The organism is Vibrio sp. 10N.261.51.A4, assembly GCF_041471945.1.
In the GTDB taxonomy this organism is placed as follows: domain Bacteria; phylum Pseudomonadota; class Gammaproteobacteria; order Enterobacterales; family Vibrionaceae; genus Vibrio; species Vibrio crassostreae_C.
The window spans coordinates 78,016-94,241 of the sequence record NZ_JBFRPJ010000099.1; the positions used below are offsets into that span (position 1 = coordinate 78,016).

Annotated in this window: 14 protein-coding genes; 5 read left to right on the forward strand and 9 right to left on the reverse strand. The window is 46.0% G+C overall.

Translation table 11 applies throughout. The annotated features are described in order from the left end of the window. Nucleotides 1–12: 12 nt before the first annotated feature. From AB4384_RS20775 to AB4384_RS20785, 3 genes are read right to left on the reverse strand one after another with little or no spacing between them, the layout of a single operon-like run. Nucleotides 13–1,497: an aldehyde dehydrogenase gene (locus AB4384_RS20775; RefSeq protein ID WP_017065010.1), complete on the reverse strand. Its 1,485-nt coding sequence runs from the start codon at nucleotides 1,495–1,497 to the stop codon at nucleotides 13–15. Between the two features lie 36 nt (nucleotides 1,498–1,533). Continuing rightward, on the reverse strand, nucleotides 1,534–2,091 hold the full coding sequence (gene puuR, locus AB4384_RS20780; protein WP_017065011.1) for an HTH-type transcriptional regulator PuuR: 558 nt from the start codon (nucleotides 2,089–2,091) through the stop codon (nucleotides 1,534–1,536). Between the two features lie 16 nt (nucleotides 2,092–2,107). Further along, a complete protein-coding gene (locus tag AB4384_RS20785; protein ID WP_017065012.1) occupies nucleotides 2,108–2,854 on the reverse strand; it encodes a gamma-glutamyl-gamma-aminobutyrate hydrolase family protein in 747 nt (248 codons plus the stop codon). A gap of 342 nt (nucleotides 2,855–3,196) precedes the next feature. On the opposite strand from AB4384_RS20785, the gene AB4384_RS20790 reads away from it, so the two are divergent. Further along, nucleotides 3,197–4,540: a glutamine synthetase family protein gene (locus tag AB4384_RS20790; RefSeq protein WP_102398172.1), complete on the forward strand. Its 1,344-nt coding sequence runs from the start codon at nucleotides 3,197–3,199 to the stop codon at nucleotides 4,538–4,540. 17 nt (nucleotides 4,541–4,557) lie between these two features. Further along, the gene (locus AB4384_RS20795) at nucleotides 4,558–6,033 is read left to right on the forward strand and encodes a Na+/H+ antiporter NhaC family protein (protein ID WP_017067343.1); all 1,476 of its coding nucleotides are present in this window, start codon (nucleotides 4,558–4,560) and stop codon (nucleotides 6,031–6,033) included. A 109-nt stretch (nucleotides 6,034–6,142) separates the two neighbouring features. Here AB4384_RS20795 and AB4384_RS20800 read toward each other — a convergent pair whose 3' ends face one another. The 5 genes from AB4384_RS20800 to gcl form a co-directional block, all read right to left on the reverse strand. Then, entirely contained in the window at nucleotides 6,143–6,757 is a 615-nt protein-coding gene (locus tag AB4384_RS20800) for a TetR/AcrR family transcriptional regulator (RefSeq protein WP_372130056.1), read from the reverse strand. 163 nt (nucleotides 6,758–6,920) lie between these two features. Next, complete coding sequence (locus AB4384_RS20805) at nucleotides 6,921–8,231, reverse strand: glycerate kinase (RefSeq protein ID WP_372130057.1); 1,311 nt, start codon at nucleotides 8,229–8,231, stop codon at nucleotides 6,921–6,923. A gap of 252 nt (nucleotides 8,232–8,483) precedes the next feature. Beyond that, nucleotides 8,484–9,380: a 2-hydroxy-3-oxopropionate reductase gene (locus tag AB4384_RS20810; RefSeq protein ID WP_372130058.1), complete on the reverse strand. Its 897-nt coding sequence runs from the start codon at nucleotides 9,378–9,380 to the stop codon at nucleotides 8,484–8,486. A gap of 37 nt (nucleotides 9,381–9,417) precedes the next feature. Then, nucleotides 9,418–10,194: a hydroxypyruvate isomerase gene (gene hyi / locus AB4384_RS20815; protein WP_102320837.1), complete on the reverse strand. Its 777-nt coding sequence runs from the start codon at nucleotides 10,192–10,194 to the stop codon at nucleotides 9,418–9,420. Between the two features lie 116 nt (nucleotides 10,195–10,310). Further along, nucleotides 10,311–12,083, reverse strand: a complete 1,773-nt coding sequence (gene gcl / locus AB4384_RS20820) for a glyoxylate carboligase (protein WP_102320836.1) — start codon at nucleotides 12,081–12,083, stop codon at nucleotides 10,311–10,313. Between the two features lie 313 nt (nucleotides 12,084–12,396). Between gcl and aceB the strand changes: the two genes are divergently transcribed. Continuing rightward, nucleotides 12,397–14,022 carry a malate synthase A gene (gene aceB / locus AB4384_RS20825; protein ID WP_372130059.1) on the forward strand — a complete coding sequence of 542 codons (1,626 nt, stop codon included), beginning with the start codon at nucleotides 12,397–12,399 and terminating at the stop codon, nucleotides 14,020–14,022. A 101-nt stretch (nucleotides 14,023–14,123) separates the two neighbouring features. Beyond that, nucleotides 14,124–14,564: a heme-binding protein gene (locus tag AB4384_RS20830; protein WP_004732837.1), complete on the forward strand. Its 441-nt coding sequence runs from the start codon at nucleotides 14,124–14,126 to the stop codon at nucleotides 14,562–14,564. Between the two features lie 99 nt (nucleotides 14,565–14,663). On the opposite strand, the gene AB4384_RS20835 is transcribed toward AB4384_RS20830, so the two are convergent. Beyond that, nucleotides 14,664–15,146, reverse strand: a complete 483-nt coding sequence (locus AB4384_RS20835) for a MarR family winged helix-turn-helix transcriptional regulator (RefSeq protein ID WP_010432677.1) — start codon at nucleotides 15,144–15,146, stop codon at nucleotides 14,664–14,666. A gap of 124 nt (nucleotides 15,147–15,270) precedes the next feature. Here AB4384_RS20835 and AB4384_RS20840 point away from each other — a divergent pair, with 124 nt between their 5' ends. Next, nucleotides 15,271–16,164, forward strand: coding sequence for a DMT family transporter (locus AB4384_RS20840; protein WP_372105199.1), 894 nt, complete (start codon nucleotides 15,271–15,273; stop codon nucleotides 16,162–16,164). Nucleotides 16,165–16,226: the final 62 nt, after the last annotated feature.

Sequence of the window (16,226 nt, forward strand, 5' to 3'; positions counted from 1 at the left end):
ATCATCAGCAGGCTAAGGGTGAAGGCGAATCCAAGTGGTTTTGGTTTCTGTGAATTTTTCGATGGCGTGCAGTGATTTATCACGGCCGTTACCACTCATTTTGAACCCACCAAAAGGGACGGTCATATCACCTTCGTTGTAGTTGTTCACCCAAACAGAACCTGCCTGAAGCTGTTTAGCTACACGGTGTACGCGGTTAATGTTATTGCTCCAAAGCGCCGCACCTAAACCGTATTTTGAGTCATTGGCGATTGCGACGGCTTCAGCTTCATCTTTAAATGAGATAACACAAAGTACAGGACCAAAGATCTCTTCCTGGGCGACACGCATTTTATTGTCAACGTTATCAAGAATGGTCGGCTCAACAAATGCACCTTTGCCTTCAACATCACCCCCGCAACGAAGAACTGCACCTTCCGCTTGGCCAAGCTCTATATATTCAAGCACTTTTGATTTGTGACCTTGATCGATGAGCGCTCCCATCGAAGATGAGGTGTCCATTGGGTCTTTCGGCATAAAGGATTGAGCCGCAGAAATGACTTTATCAACAAAGCGATCTTTGATGCTTTCGTGCACTAATAAACGAGTTGCAGCGACACAGACTTCGCCTTGGTTATAGAAGCAACCACCAGCGGTTTCTGCGGCTGCACGATCGAGGTCTTCGCAGTCTTCAAATACGATATTGGCATTCTTACCACCAGCCTCAGCAAACACACGCTTAAGATTGGTTTCACCAGAACGAACCATTAATTGACCAGCAATACGAGTGGAACCCGTAAATGCAATACAGTCGACGTCATGGTGTTTCGCTAAAGCATCACCGGCTTCATGGCCAAAGCCTGTAACGACTTGAAAAACGCCACGTGGTAAGCCTGCTTGATTGGCGAGTTGACCAATATAAATAGCAGTGAGAGAAGATTTTTCAGAGGGTTTAAGAATAACGCTATTACCTGCTGCTAATGCAGGGCCAAGTTTCCAGCAAGCTAACCATAATGGAAAGTTCCATGGAACTACCGCTGCAACAACACCGATAGCTTGATGAGAAACAAAGGCGTGTACATCTTGTTCCGTTGGCGCGACTTCCCCATACACTTTATCGATGGCTTCTGCATACCAACGCAGTGCACTTGCAGCACCAGGGATATCGGTTGAAAAGCTATGGCTGATTGGCTTACCCGTATCTAGGGTTTCCAGCAACGCAAGTTCTTCACGATGTTGGTCAATCAGCGTTGCAAATTGGCTGAGTACCGCTTTGCGATATGACGGAGCGCTGTTGCTCCATTCACCAGAAAGGAAAGCTTGACGAGCACATGTTACCGCAAGCTCAACATCTTCTTCTTGGCAACGAGCTATCTGGGTCAGTGTCTCGTCGGTAGCCGGGTTAACAACATCTAGAGTTTCTCCACTGATAGCTGCGCTATATTCGCCATTAATAAAGGCACGATTTTCGATGTTTAGATTGTTTCTCAGTTCAATCCATTGTTCTTGGGTTTTCATACGCTCTCCTTGTTATCACAACAAGGCAAGGCCCACTTAGAATGTGGTTGGCGTATGCGCGCTTATCATTCGACAAGCCTTGTCTGTGTGATTTGTGAACTTGTGCGGCTGCGTCGTATCAATAATGTACGATTCACCTTGTTTAAGGACAAAAGATTGCTCTTTGTATTCCAGAGTGATTTCGCCCTCTAAAATAGTGCCGATCTCTTCGCCTTCATGTTTAATTTCCGCCGCACCCGTTGTGCCGTGGGGGGCATACTCTTCAATCAAAAATCCAATTACCTGTTCTTTGCTGCCGTTGGTTACCAATTTCATTGAAACCGACTCACTGCCCATTTCAACCAACTCTTCAGGTGCAACGACAACCTTCACTTCATCGCTTTTGGGTTGTTCAAGTGTGAAAAACTCCGAAAGAGATAAAGAAAAAACATTCACTATTTTTTGCAACGAACTTACTGAAGGGCTTACCTTCGCATTCTCAATCGAAGAGATCGCGCTATGTGTAATACCTGCTCGTTCGGCTAATTCTCGTTGTGACAATCCATGTTCTTTTCTTAATCGAACAATATTTTTACCAATCTCTTGGTTGTCCATGTAGGTGGCTCCTAACTTATAGAGAGGCCGCCATCATAAATTCTTTAAACAAAATTTGAGAGAAATGATTCGTTTTTGCTTTCCATTCTGGGTGCCACTGCACGCCAACAAAGAATTTTTGCCCTGGAAGACTAAACGCTTCCACTAAACCATCCGGTGCTTTAGCTTCCACAGTCAGTTGGGGAGCTAATTGGTCAACCCCTTGGTTATGAAGAGTATTAACCTCAAAAAAGATAGTGTTTTCCCAATGATTTTCAGTCAGCCATTTCTCAAACAAACTTTGTTTTTGCACCAACACCGCGTGTGATGGAGCGTACTTTTCCTCAAAGTCTTCGACCTCACTCTCTCTATGGTCGTTGAAACCTGAATCATGAACTGCTGGGTTCAGTGAGCCTCCCAGAGCAACATTCATCTCTTGAAATCCACGGCAAACACCAAAACACGGAATGTCTTTGTCTATCGCTTGACGAATCAAAGTAAAGGAAAGCTCATCTCGAGCTTCATCTTTCTTAGACTCTTCATGAGTGCCGTTGTAATGATGTGGTGCCACATTTGAGTGACTCCCCGGAAATAAAAAACCGTCGCAGATGTTAAGAAGACGCTCAACGTCTTCACTTGCCATATCCGGAGCCAATATCAGTGGCAATCCACCAAAGTCTTTCACAGCCGTGAGGTAAAAATTATTCACTGCCTGTATTTGATAGCCACCCAATTCTTTAGCGCAACTAACAATTCCAATAATGGGTTTGCTTGTTCTAGACATGTTACTTCCGTGCTCGATTTATTTAACACTTACACTACAAATCATGTACAAAATTATCAACACCGATGTTCGATATTATGACCAAAGCGTGACCAAACCCACCTTTTTGGTCAAAAAAACGACTAATTTTGGACATTATATTGAGCAAAACACAATCAACTGTTACAAAATAGTTAACAGAAACATCTTTCAATAAAATTGTAAATTTCAAAGTAATCAACGCAAGCTTATGTATTAAAAGGAAATAACCTTTAAAACTAGACTTTAGTCTAATTAGTACAATTGACTTGTTTCTTTTTTATTACTTTTAATTTACCAAATAGAGGCTAGTTGGAGAACACAATGGAATCGTATCTACAGGAAGTTAAAAATTTTCGACAAAAATGGCCCAACATCGAGTTTGTTGATCTGATTTTTACCGACATCAATGCCACACCAAGAGGCAAGCGCATCCCAGTAAGTGCACTACACAAGCTGCATAAAGGAGTAGCTCTTCCCCTCTCGACAATTACTTTAGATACCAAAGGTAATGTGGTTGAAACAGCAGGGTTAGGTGAAGAATTGGGAGAACCAGACAACATGTGTTTCCCAATTGCGGATACATTGATGCCTACCGCTAAAGAGCAAGTGGGCCAAATAATGTTGAGTATGATGGATGAGTCAGCCCACACCCCAAACCCGCTCTTTATTCGTAATATCGTCAGTGAAATTCTCGAAAAGTTACACACCAAAGATCAACATCCATGTGTTGCCTTAGAGCTAGAGTTTTACTTAATAGACAGGAAGCGGGGTGAGATGGGAGCACTACAAACAGCCATCAACCCAAACAAAAAATCACGAGAAAAAGATACCGAAGTCTATGACTTAGATGGTTTGGATGATTACGCAGACTTTTTGGCCGATCTTAACAAAGTCGCTCAAGAACAAGGGTTAAATACTTCGGGGGCACTATCTGAATCCGCCCCAGGACAATTCGAAATTAACTTCAACCACTCTAAAGATGTACTACGAGTGTGTGATGAAATCATCATCGTCAAACGCCTAATTCGTCAAATTGCTAATCAACATGATTTCGATGCTACCTTCATGGCTAAGCCATTTAGTGAGCAAGCTGGTAACGGTATGCACATCCACCTTAGCTTGGTGGATTCCAACGACAATAATCACTTCAGCCAACAAGATGGTGAACCCAGTAATCTCTTTTATCAAACCATGGCCGCGATGCTTGCTCAAACATCCGATTCCATGGCCTTGATTTGCCCTAACGTTAACTCTTACCGCCGCTTTGTTCCAGGAGCTTACGTGCCAACGAAAGCAGACTGGGGCGAGAACCATCGTGGTGTCGCACTGCGTGTTCCTATCAGCGACAGCAACAATCGCCGAATTGAACACCGCATTGCGGGAGCTGACGTTAACCCTTACATTCTCGCTGCAGTAGTACTATCCGCAGTATTAGCGAGTGAAAACTATACCAAAGACCAATGTCCTAACTCCCTCAGTGATGATGCAATAGACTTACCTCTGCGTATGTCTGAAGCTCTCGATCAGCTAGAACGCAGTGAGCTGACCCCGTGCATCTCCAAAGAGTTTGTCGATCTATATTTAGCTTGTAAACGAAGTGAACTGGCGGAGTTTGAACGCGCCATCACTCCATTAGAAATCGACTGGATGTTGCACTCAGCATAAACAAAGGAACTACACGTATGACTACGCAAACTAAGGCGTTGGACGCGCCGCTGAAGATCAACAGTCAACACATCATGGTATCTCTATTGGTTGTCGCGACTTTCATTTTCTTCACATCAATTGGATTGAACCACCAAGAAGGAGAGGCCTATGGATGGATGAGCCTTCTCCCTACCGCACTTGTTTTGGTATTCGCCCTAACTACACACCGCACCGTAGAGGCGCTTTTTAGTGGTACCATCGCTGGTGTACTACTACTCAATCCTGCGCAAGCCGTTGAGCAAATTGTCGGCATATCGATGGATGTAATGATGAACGAAACCATTGCATGGATCGTTCTAGTTTGCGGACTGATGGGGGGATTAATCGCAATTCTCGAAAAAGGCGGCAGTATTTTAAGCTTTTCAGATATGTTGGTCACAAAGGTTAAGAGCCGTAAACAATCTATGCTGATGACCTTTTTCCTCGGCATCATGATCTTTATTGATGACTATCTGAACGCGATCGCTATCTCATCATCGATGAAGAAGATTACTGACGGATACAACATCTCCCGTGAAAAACTATCTTATCTAGTCGATTCCACCGCTGCGCCGATTTGTATTCTGGTGCCAATATCAACATGGGCTATTTTCTTTAGCTCACTGCTTGAAGCGAATGGAGTGGCTGAAGCTGGTGAGGGTATCAAAGCATATATTGAAGCGATTCCATACATGGCTTATGGCTGGGTTACGCTGATAATCGTCCTTCTCGTTGCGTTAGAAAAGATGCCGGATTTAGGCGCAATGAAGCAGGCTGAGGAACGAGCGAAGAAAGGTCAAGTACGTCCTGACGGTGCAACAGACATCGACTTTGGCGCAGATATTACAGCGCACACCAACCCAACGATGGGATTAATCAACTTCCTATTGCCTATGGTGGTGTTAGTTGGTGCAAGCTGGTACTTCGGTATTGATCTATTAGCAGGCGTATTTGTCGCAATTATCTTTACTATCTGCTTCTATGGTGTTCAACGTCTAATCTCAATGAATGATATGTTTGAAGCTGTCTACGACGGAATCAAAGTTATGCTGCTGCCATTGGCAACGGTGATTGGTGGATTCATGCTGAAGTCTGTGAATGATTCTCTAGGAGTGACACAATATGTCATCGAGACAGTAAGCCCTTATCTATCGGCGTCTTACTTCCCAGCAATTATCTTTATGATCACCGGTGCATTGGTGTTTGCTACCGCATCTTCTTGGGGAACTTTTGCAGTTGCTATGCCAATCGTATTGCCTCTAGGCGAACAACTTGGCGTACCTCTACATTTAACTATTGCGGCTCTGCTTTCGGCATCAGCAGCGGGCAGTCACTCATGTTTCTTTAGTGACTCAACGGTATTGTCAGCTCAAGGTTCCGGGTGTACCTCAATGCAACACGCAACCACTCAATTCCCCTACGCATTGATAGGTATTGTCGCAACAGCTCTCTTCTTCTTGTTAGTTGGCTAAGCCTCATACAGCTAAAATACAAGCGTAAAAAATGCCTTATTCTACGATAAGGCATTTCAATTTCCTGAAGAGCAAGCTTAAAGCAACTCTCAGCAAGACTCTCCAGCTTTCAAGTGCTCCCTTTCACACCACAGCCTTTAATCACTAGCTGAGTGATGAACTCAGCGGCATCGGCATAGTCTTTATCATCGAGCTGTTCTTTCTGCATCACGCTGCAAATCTGCCAGCCAAAATCGGCGTAGGTTTGAGTTGCCGCCCAGATGGTAAACATCAGGTAATGAGCGGGAACATCGTCCATTAGGCCCTGCGCCGACCATGTCGAGAACTTATCAAGAATCATCTGGGATTGCTTATACAGCTCGTCACCAATCTCGTTCGGCAATACTTTAGCGCCAGACATCACTTCATTGGCAAATACCTTAGAGGCATGTGGATGATCGCGAGAAATGATCAGCTTGGTTTGAATATATTGAGACAAGGCTTCAACAGGATCGCTGAGCTCTTCAATCGGACGAGACGCTTCAAGTAAGGGCTGAGTGACGGTTTCAAGCACAGCGTTGTAGAGCTTATCTTTAGAGCTGAAATAGTAGAATACGTTAGGTTTGGGAATGTCGGCCGCTTTCGCAATATCGGCCATTTTTGTTGCAGCATAACCATGAGTGGCGAATTGTTCACACGCGACTTCGATGATTAAATCTTGATTCTTTTGTCTGATCCTAGACATATTGCATCCTTTACAGCTCGTTACTGAAATCATAGTAATCAACGTGCTTCATTAGTCCAGAAGATAATTTCAGAACTCAAGGTCACCGCATTGATAACAATAAAATGGCCGCTCTATTTGTTAAGAAGCGACCATTCCATACTGTGTTTTTGAACTGTTCAAATTAAAGAATCAATATCGCGCGGAAGTCATTCACATTGGTCAGCGTCGGTCCCGTGGTAAGAAGCACATCGACTTGTTCGAAGAAATCGTAACTGTTATTCGCATCGAGGTAATCTTGCGCTTTAAGCGACAGGCTCGAACCTTGTTGCCATGTTTGAGGTGTGATCCATGCGCCAGCATTGTCTTCCACGCCATCAATCCCGTCGGTATCAGCAGCCAATGCAAATATGTTGTCTTGGCCTTTGAGCTCGTTATATAGACTCAACAAGAACTCACAATTACGCCCACCGCGACCCTTGCCTTTAACGGTTACTGTGGTTTCGCCACCGGAAAGTATCACGCAAGGCGTCTCAAATGGGTGCTTATGATTGGCCACTTGCTTAGCCAGCGCAGCGTGAACTTTCGCGACATCTCGCGCTTCTCCCTCTATGCAATCACTCAACACATAAGCAGGAATGCCCAAGCCTTCTGCCTCCGCAGCAGCAGATTCCAATGCTGACATCGGAGTCGCGATAATATGGTGCTCAGCGTTTTTCCAGCACTCATCATCCGGCTTTACCGTTTCTGACTCTGGGTTGTTCAACCATTCGAATGCCGAAGGTGGTGTTTCAATTCGATAGCGTTCCAGTATCGCCATCGCATCAAAACGGGTGGTGGTGTCTGGCACGGTCGGGCCCGATGCAATCACACTGATGTCATCGCCCGGCACATCTGAAATCGCCAAAGAGACCACTCTTGCTGGGTAAGCAGCCTTTGCTAGTCGCCCACCTTTGATTGACGATAAATGCTTGCGCACACAGTTCATCTCATCAATGGCGGCGCCCGATTTGAGCAACGCTTTATTGATTTGTTGCTTCTCTGCCAAGCTGATGTCGCCACCGGGCAGACTTAGCAAAGCAGAACCACCGCCTGACAGTAGGCAAATAACCGTGTCGTCAGCGCTCAAGCCACTCACCAATTGCAGCATACGTTGGCTCACTTCTAAGCCCATCGCATCTGGCACGGGGTGCGCAGCTTCAATCACTTCGATATGTTCGCAAGGGGCGGTGTGCTCATAACGAGTCACCACCAAGCCTTCAAGGTCACGCAGTGCAAGGTCTTGTTGTTTCTTTGCCTGCCAAACCGCTTCCAGCTCGGCGGCCATCGACGCGGCTGCTTTACCTGCTCCTATAACGACAGTACGCCCGGCTTGATTAGCAGAGCGATAAAAAATGTCTTGAGGAAGAAAAGGTTCGATGTGATTTTTAGCTAGCGCCTGATTAACAGCACTTGAGAAAAGGGTTTGTAGAAACTGCTTAGCATCAATGTCCATCAGCCACTCCTTAGTTGACGGAGAAAAAAAGAACCCCGATACAAGGCCAAAGGGTGCCTGCTAAGATCAAGTTGGAAAGGAACAACTTCAACCTCTGCCTCGTATCAGGAACGCGTATAAAAGGAGACGAAACTACGCGATTTATAAACAAACTGTTTGAAACTGTTGGGCTACGAATCGATAGCAGCCCTAATTAATTAACGGATAATCGGTTGATTGACTAACCACTAAACGAACAAACCGTTAACTAGATTAACGAATCGAGTGATCAGAACGTTTCTCAATCGCTTGAATAAGCGCAGAGTGGTCCCAACCTTCACCGCCCATTTCGGCACACTCGCCAAACAGCTCTTGTGCATTTGCCGTGTTCGGTAGCGCAACCCCTAGCTCCTGTGCGCCCGTTAGCGCAAGATTTAAGTCTTTTTGGTGAAGTGAGATTCTAAAGCCAGGGTCGAATGTGCCTTCAACCATACGCTCACCGTGCACTTCCAATATCTTAGAGTTAGCAAAGCCACCTAATAAAGCCTGACGTACTCGCGCTGGATCAGCGCCTGCTTTCGAAGCAAAGACTAACGCCTCAGACACGGCTTCGATATTCAGAGCAACAATGATCTGGTTCGCCACCTTACAGGTTTGACCCGCACCGTTGTCGCCCACCAGCGTAATATTCTTACCCATGATTTCAAATAGCGGACGTGCTTTGTCAAAGGCGTCTTGCTCACCACCAACCATGATAGTCAGCGCTGCATTAATAGCGCCTACTTCGCCACCTGATACCGGTGCATCAAGGTATGAAGCACCACCTTCATTGATTCGCGCTGCAATTGCTTTGGTCGCGATTGGCGAGATTGAACTCATATCGATAACCAGTTTTCCAGCAGCGCCACCTGCGGTGAGGCCTTGCTCGACGCCACTGTCCCCAAACAGGACGTCTTCTACTTGAGGTGTATTCGGCACCATTAAGATAATGATATCTGCTGCTTCAGCCGCTTCCGCTGGTGAATGACAGACCGCTGCGCCCGCTGCCACAAGATCGGCAGGTGCTGCATTAAAGTGATCCGACAGAATCAAATCGTGACCTGCTTTTTGAAGGTTACTCGCCATAGGTTTACCCATGATGCCAGTTCCGATAAATGCAATTTTAGACATGTTGTTCTCCTTAACGTTTGAGGGTTACCAGACGTAATTAACGGTACTGGTGCAACCAACCAAGGCCTTCTGTCGTTGTCGTTTTAGGTTTGTATTCGCAGCCAACCCAGCCTTGATAGCCAAGCTCATCAAGATAATTGAGCACGAATGGGTAATTGATTTCTCCGGTACCCGGTTCGTGTCGGCCTGGATTATCCGCCAGTTGCACGTGTGCGATTTGGCCAATGTTTTGTTGCATGGTCGGCGTAAGATCGCCTTCCATAATTTGCATGTGATAAATATCGTATTGGATAGAAAGGTTATCGCTCCCTACCTCTTTGATGATCGCTTTGGCTTGCTCAGTCGTGTTCAAGAAGAAGCCCGGAATATCACGGGTATTGATCGCTTCAATCACTAAGCTAATGCCTTCTGCTGCTAGCGCGTTCGCCGCGTAATGCAGGTTAATCACAAAAGCCGATTGCGCGTCTTGTTGGGTCACACCTTGCGGGACAATCCCGGCTAAGCAATTCACTTGAGTACAACCGAGCGCTTTTGCGTAAGCGATGGCTTTAGGTACACCCGCTTGAAACTCTTCAACTCGTGCTGGGTCGACCGCGATACCACGGTCGCCAGCGTCCCAATCACCCGCGGGCAAATTGAATAGCACTTGCTCTAGGTTATTAGCGTCGAGCTTTGCTTTGAGTGCCTGAGCATCAAAGGCGTAAGGGAAAAGATATTCCACACCTTGAAAGCCCGCTTCTGCGGCAGCTTCAAAGCGATCCATAAAATCAACTTCCGTGAATAACATTGACAAGTTTGCTGCAAATTTTGCCATGACTCTGTCCTTATTCTTTATCTGTAAAAATCTGGTTACTTGTAGTAAAGCCTCGCTCTATTGGAGACTTTCCGTAGAGCTAAACCTCAACTCTACGGATACACATTACTTAATGATTACTTGTACGCCAGCGCCGTTGGAGCATCGCCGCGGCTTTCGGCAAGTGGCTCAAATTCGTTGATCGCGTTGATCTCTACGCCCATCGCAATATTGGTCACTCGCTCAAGAATCAGCTCAACAACAACCGGTACTTTATGCTTATTCATCAACTCTTTGGCTTGTTCAAACGCAGCGGCAATTTGCTCTGGTTCACGAGCTCGAATCGCCTTACAGCCTAAACCTTCAACAACCGCGACATGGTCAACACCGTAGCCTTCAAGCTCTGGCGCATTCTGGTTATCAAACGCCAGTTGTACACAATAATCGATATCAAATTGACGCTGTGCTTGGCGAATCAAACCTAGATACGAGTTGTTCACCAACACATGAATGTATGGCAGGTTGAATTGAGCACCTACTGCCAGTTCTTCGATCATAAATTGGAAATCATAATCACCAGAGATAGCAACAATATCGCGATCTGGATCGGCCGCTCGTACACCCAATGCGGCTGGTGTTGTCCAACCCAATGGTCCAGCTTGACCACAGTTGATCCAGTTACGCGGCTTATAAACATGCAGGAACTGAGCGGCAGCGATTTGCGACAAACCAATGGTGCTCACATAACAAGTGTCACGACCAAATGCCTTGTTCATCTCTTCATAAACACGCATAGGCTTCATTGGCGCTTCATCGAAATTGGTTTTACGCAGCATGGTCGATTTGCGTTCCTGACACTCACTTGCCCAAGCATTTCGGTTCGGCAGCTTGCCAGCGTCACGCCACTCTTGCGCCACTTCAACCATTAGCTCTAGCGCAGCTTTCGCATCAGAGACTATGCCTAAATCCGGACAGAACACGCGGCCGATTTGGGTTGGTTCAATATCAACGTGAACAAACTTACGACCTTCGGTGTAAACATCGACAGAGCCGGTATGACGGTTGGCCCAACGGTTACCGACACCAAACACGAAATCAGAGTTGAGCATGGTTTCGTTACCGTAACGGTGAGAAGTCTGTAGCCCCACCATACCCGCCATTAAGTCATGGTCATCTGGGATAGAGCCCCAGCCCATCAAGGTTGGGATCACTGGCACACCGGTGATTTCGGCGAACTGTTGTAGCAATTCGGACGCGCCAGCGTTAATCACGCCACCACCCGATACAATCAGCGGTTTTTCTGATTGAGACATCATGGTTAATGCTTTCTCAACCTGCGCGCGAGTTGCTTGCGGTTTGTAAGGTTCTAGCGGTTCATAGGTATCGATATCAAACTCAATCTCAGCCAACTGAACATCAATCGGTAGATCTATCAGGATTGGCCCCGGACGACCCGAACGCATCAAATGAAAGGCTTTTTGGAATGCCCGTGGCACTTGTGCAGGTTCCAGCACCGTGGTTGCCCATTTAGTGACTGGTTTAGCGATCGATTCAATGTCGACCGCTTGGAAATCTTCTTTATGAAGACGTGCTCGTGGCGCTTGGCCTGTGATACATATAATTGGGATCGAATCTGCAGACGCAGAATAAAGACCCGTGATCATGTCCGTTCCCGCAGGGCCAGAGGTACCAATACACACACCTATATTGCCTTGATTAGTACGCGTGTACCCTTCGGCCATATGGGATGCACCCTCTACGTGACGAGCTAAGACGTGGTCGATTCCTCCGAGCTTTTTCATAGCCGCATACATAGGGTTTATTGCTGCGCCGGGAACACCAAATGCGATGTCTACACCTTCACGTTTAAGCACTTCTACCGCTGCTTCAATCGCTTTCATAATTGCCATTCGAACCTCCAGTTCAGATTGTATACAATTAAACTAACTTTTGTGTACTATGAACCATCCTAGCTATTTATCAACCCCAGAATGAAACAATTTTGTTACATCAACCCATCACATTAAGTACGCACTCATCCTGAAAAGCTTATAATTCATTGCTTTACATAAAATATCTTTACGTAAAAATAAATTACAAAAAGATTAAATGATAAATAAATGTTAAATACCGTTTGCTTGTTTACAATTTCTACAATATAAATATCCTTAAAAAGAGCATTTTGTATACAAAATGACATCGTATTGTTTAAAGGAGACAACAATGGTGAATGACGTAAAAGAGAGAGAAGAAGTACAATGTATGCAGGTACTTGGGAAGATGGACAACTCCGAGTACAAAGAGATCTTGTCTAAAGATGCATTAAAATTCTTAGAAGCTCTCGTCAATAAGTTTGGAGATCGCCGTCATACCCTGCTAAGTGACCGCGAAATAAAACAAACTCAATATGACAACGGTAAGTTACCCAATTTCAGAAAGGACACCATTTCCATTCGCCAGAATAAAGAGTGGAAAGTGGCTACACCGCCGCCAGAGTTACTGGATCGCCGCGTAGAGATCACCGGACCTATCGAAAGAAAGATGGTGATCAACGCGCTAAATTCAGGCGCAAAAGTCTTCATGTGTTGCTTTGAGGATGCGTCTTCCCCGACTTGGGCCAATATGGTCGAAGGGCAAATCAACCTAAGAGACGCCAACCTTGGCACCATTAGTTACTTCGATGAGAAGAAGCAGAAGCGTTACCAATTAAACGACGATCCTGCACTGCTGATCGCACGCCCACGAGGCATTCACTTGCCAGAGCAGTCCATTCAATTCAACAATCAGCCTATCGGCGGTTGCTTGATGGACTTCGCTTTGTACTTTTTCCATAACTATCAGTCACGTGCAAAACAAGGCTTAGGGGTTTACTACTACATTCCCAAGCTTGAGAGCATGGAAGAAGCACAATGGTGGGACGATATTTTCAGCTTCACCGAAAACTATTTCCACGTACCCAAAGGCACCATTCGTGCGACGGTTTTGATCGAAACGCTACCAGCCGTGTTCCAGATGGAAGAGATCTTGTATGCAATGCGCGATCATATCGTAGCGATGAACTGCGGTCGCTGGGATTACATCTTCAGCTACATCAAAACGCTGAAGAACCATAAAGACCGCATCCTGCCAGATCGTCACGGGATCGGCATGGATCAAGAATTCCTCAACGCCTATAGCCAATTGTTGGTGCGCACTTGTCATGCTCGCGGTGCACTGGCAATGGGTGGGATGTCTGCCTTTATTCCAGCAAAAGATCCGCAAGAAATGGCGCGTGTGACTGCCAAAGTAATTGAAGACAAACAGAGAGAATCTCAGAACGGACACGATGGCACTTGGGTCGCGCACCCTGCACTGGTTGATTTAGCGATGTCGATATTCGATAAGCACCTTGATGGCAAAGTAAACCAAATGGATTTCCAAAGCCCAGAGCATGTGATCAATGCAGATTCGTTACTAAAACCTTGCGAAGGCAGCCGCGACGAAGCGGGTGTGCGTAAGAATATACGCATCGCGCTTTATTACATCGAAGCTTGGATTCAAGGCTACGGCTGTGTACCTATCTACGGCCTTATGGAAGATGCGGCGACCGCTGAGATCTCGAGAGCCAATATTTGGCAATGGATCCACCACGGCGTCACGCTTGATGACGGCCAAACCTTTACCAAACAACTGTTCCACTCTTGGCTTTACCAGGAGTTAGACACGATAAAACATGAAGTCGGAGACTCGCGCTATTCAGCAGGTCGATTTGAAGAGACAGCTGATCTTTTCTATCAACTTTCTACAGCCGAAGAGTTCGCCGCCTTCCTAACTTTACCCAGCTATGGGCTGTTACAAGAGTCCAGTTAGGACTCTTGTACCGAGATGAATCAGTCGATGATATTCACAACAAGAGTAATGATTGGCTGACTTAGCTTGGTACACAGCCCCTTGAAAAACTAGGAGATAACATGGGAAGTTTGACTCTACAACAAGCGTTAACCATCATTGATGGCACCTTACAAGCAGGAAACAAGATCCACACAGAACCTTTGACGGTCGCCGTCTTAGACAGCGGTGGCAAGCTGATTTCTCTGCAACGTCAAGACGGCTCTAGCATGATGCGACCAGACATCGCGATTGCTAAAGCGTGGGGAGCACTCGCACTGGGTTGTTCCTCTAGAAAACTCGCCCAAGATGCTGATAATCGACCAGCATTTATCTCCGCCGTAAACGTACTCGCACACGGAAACATGGTGCCAGTGCCAGGGGGCCTACTGATTCGAGATAAGGATAAAACGGTACTTGGTGCGATTGGGGTCAGCGGTGACATCTCAGACATCGACGAAAGTTGCGCCATCAACGGCATTGGTTGTGCAGAACTGTTCAGTGACGAGATGCTGCAAGCTTAACTCGCGAATTCGCTGTACTTGAAGTTCTTAAACAAGCACAAAAAAACCGAAGCGATTAAGCTTCGGTTTTTTATTGAATCTAAAGGAAGATCAGAAAAACTACTCGTACGCACTCAACCATGTTTTCAGCAGCTGGTTAGTGTTTTTCTTCTGGCTCGCAGACAGAGATTTCACAAGCTTCTTCTGCGTTTCAACATGCTCAGTCATCATTTGGTCAATAAGAATAAGACCATCTTTTGTTAACTGAACACTCACGCTGCGTCTGTCTTCTTTACTGTGCTCACGACTGATCAGCCCTTTCGCTTCTAGCTTATCAAGGCGATTGGTCATCGCGCCTGATGTCAGCATCATCGAGCCGATCAATTCTGACGGAGTCAGTCGGTAAGGCTTTCCAGAACGTCGCAACGTCGCCAGCACATCAAACTCACCCAGCTTCATGTCGTATTTTTTATGAAGCTCGGCAACTTGCGTCTCCATATACTTGGCAATACGCATAATCCGGCCCATCATTGCCATAGGCTCAGTTTCTAATTCGGGCTTTTCCTTTGCCCATTGCTCTACAACGCGGTCGATAGCATCCATTTGCAATCTAGCTCCGTGATTAGTCTTGTTTACTTCAAACTAGTTTAACATAAAGATACTTTACAACCACTAGTTCTCAGTATACAGTTCACACAATAGTTATCTTAACGTAAAGATATTTTAAATGAACATATTATTAGCAATGATCCCCGCGTTCTTTTGGGGAACAACCTATGCAGTGACGCAATTTACGCTACAGGAGTGGCCACCATTATTATTAGGTGCTTTGCGTGCGTTACCTGCTGGTTTGTTATTGCTAGCAGTAAAGCCGACACTGCCTAAAAACGGCGAGTGGCAGATCATTTTCACATTGGGTCTTATCAATATTGCGACCTTCTTTGGCCTGATCTTCGTGATGGCACTAACGCTGCCTTCAGCGATTTCTGGCGTGGGTATGATCTCTGTGCCTGTGTTCGCGATGATCTTCCATTGGGTAGTGAAAAAGCAGCGCCCGCATTTGATTCAAGCCCTGTCTGGTATTGGCTTGATCACCTTAGCGTGGATATTGTTTAACCCAAGCCAAATCGCTTTGAATCCAATCGGTTTAGGTGCCATGTTCGCCGCAATCATGTGTATTGTCATCGGCAGCAGCATTACCAAGTCACTGGGTAACCGCATGCACTGGTGGAAGGTATTAACATGGCAACTGATTCTGGGCGGTACGATTTTGTCTGTCGCGTCTGGCGTTCATGCATTCATCGATCCGCAGCCTTATGTTAATGCCGTGACTCATTTCGATACTCGTAATGCTATGGGACTCGTATGGGTTATTGGGCTAAACACAGCGCTGGGTTACGGCATGTATGTGTGGTTGCTACAGCGTATGTCGGTGGTTGATTTCACCTTCGGTGGCATCGCAAACCCAGTAGCTGGCATCGTGACCGGTATGGTGTTGATGGGTGAATCATTCACTGCAGTACAATACTCACTAATGACCGGCATGATCGTGATGTCACTACTACCGCAACTTATTCTGGCAGTAAGACAGTCCAAACAAGTTAAGCCTGTTACGCAGTAGAATTTACATATAGTAACGACCTACACAAAAACCCGCCAAGTGCGGTAATGCCGTTCACTTAA

What these genes read in the sequence shown, in the direction of transcription:
- AB4384_RS20775 (WP_017065010.1), bottom strand. Translation starts at nt 1,497, where the DNA reads ATGAAAACCCAAGAACAATGGATTGAACTGAGAAACAATCTAAACATC.
- puuR (WP_017065011.1), bottom strand. Translation starts at nt 2,091, where the DNA reads ATGGACAACCAAGAGATTGGTAAAAATATTGTTCGATTAAGAAAAGAA.
- AB4384_RS20785 (WP_017065012.1), bottom strand. Translation starts at nt 2,854, where the DNA reads ATGTCTAGAACAAGCAAACCCATTATTGGAATTGTTAGTTGCGCTAAA.
- AB4384_RS20790 (WP_102398172.1), top strand. Translation starts at nt 3,197, where the DNA reads ATGGAATCGTATCTACAGGAAGTTAAAAATTTTCGACAAAAATGGCCC.
- AB4384_RS20795 (WP_017067343.1), top strand. Translation starts at nt 4,558, where the DNA reads ATGACTACGCAAACTAAGGCGTTGGACGCGCCGCTGAAGATCAACAGT.
- AB4384_RS20800 (WP_372130056.1), bottom strand. Translation starts at nt 6,757, where the DNA reads ATGTCTAGGATCAGACAAAAGAATCAAGATTTAATCATCGAAGTCGCG.
- AB4384_RS20805 (WP_372130057.1), bottom strand. Translation starts at nt 8,231, where the DNA reads ATGGACATTGATGCTAAGCAGTTTCTACAAACCCTTTTCTCAAGTGCT.
- AB4384_RS20810 (WP_372130058.1), bottom strand. Translation starts at nt 9,380, where the DNA reads ATGTCTAAAATTGCATTTATCGGAACTGGCATCATGGGTAAACCTATG.
- hyi (WP_102320837.1), bottom strand. Translation starts at nt 10,194, where the DNA reads ATGGCAAAATTTGCAGCAAACTTGTCAATGTTATTCACGGAAGTTGAT.
- gcl (WP_102320836.1), bottom strand. Translation starts at nt 12,083, where the DNA reads ATGGCAATTATGAAAGCGATTGAAGCAGCGGTAGAAGTGCTTAAACGT.
- aceB (WP_372130059.1), top strand. Translation starts at nt 12,397, where the DNA reads ATGGTGAATGACGTAAAAGAGAGAGAAGAAGTACAATGTATGCAGGTA.
- AB4384_RS20830 (WP_004732837.1), top strand. Translation starts at nt 14,124, where the DNA reads ATGGGAAGTTTGACTCTACAACAAGCGTTAACCATCATTGATGGCACC.
- AB4384_RS20835 (WP_010432677.1), bottom strand. Translation starts at nt 15,146, where the DNA reads ATGGATGCTATCGACCGCGTTGTAGAGCAATGGGCAAAGGAAAAGCCC.
- AB4384_RS20840 (WP_372105199.1), top strand. Translation starts at nt 15,271, where the DNA reads ATGAACATATTATTAGCAATGATCCCCGCGTTCTTTTGGGGAACAACC.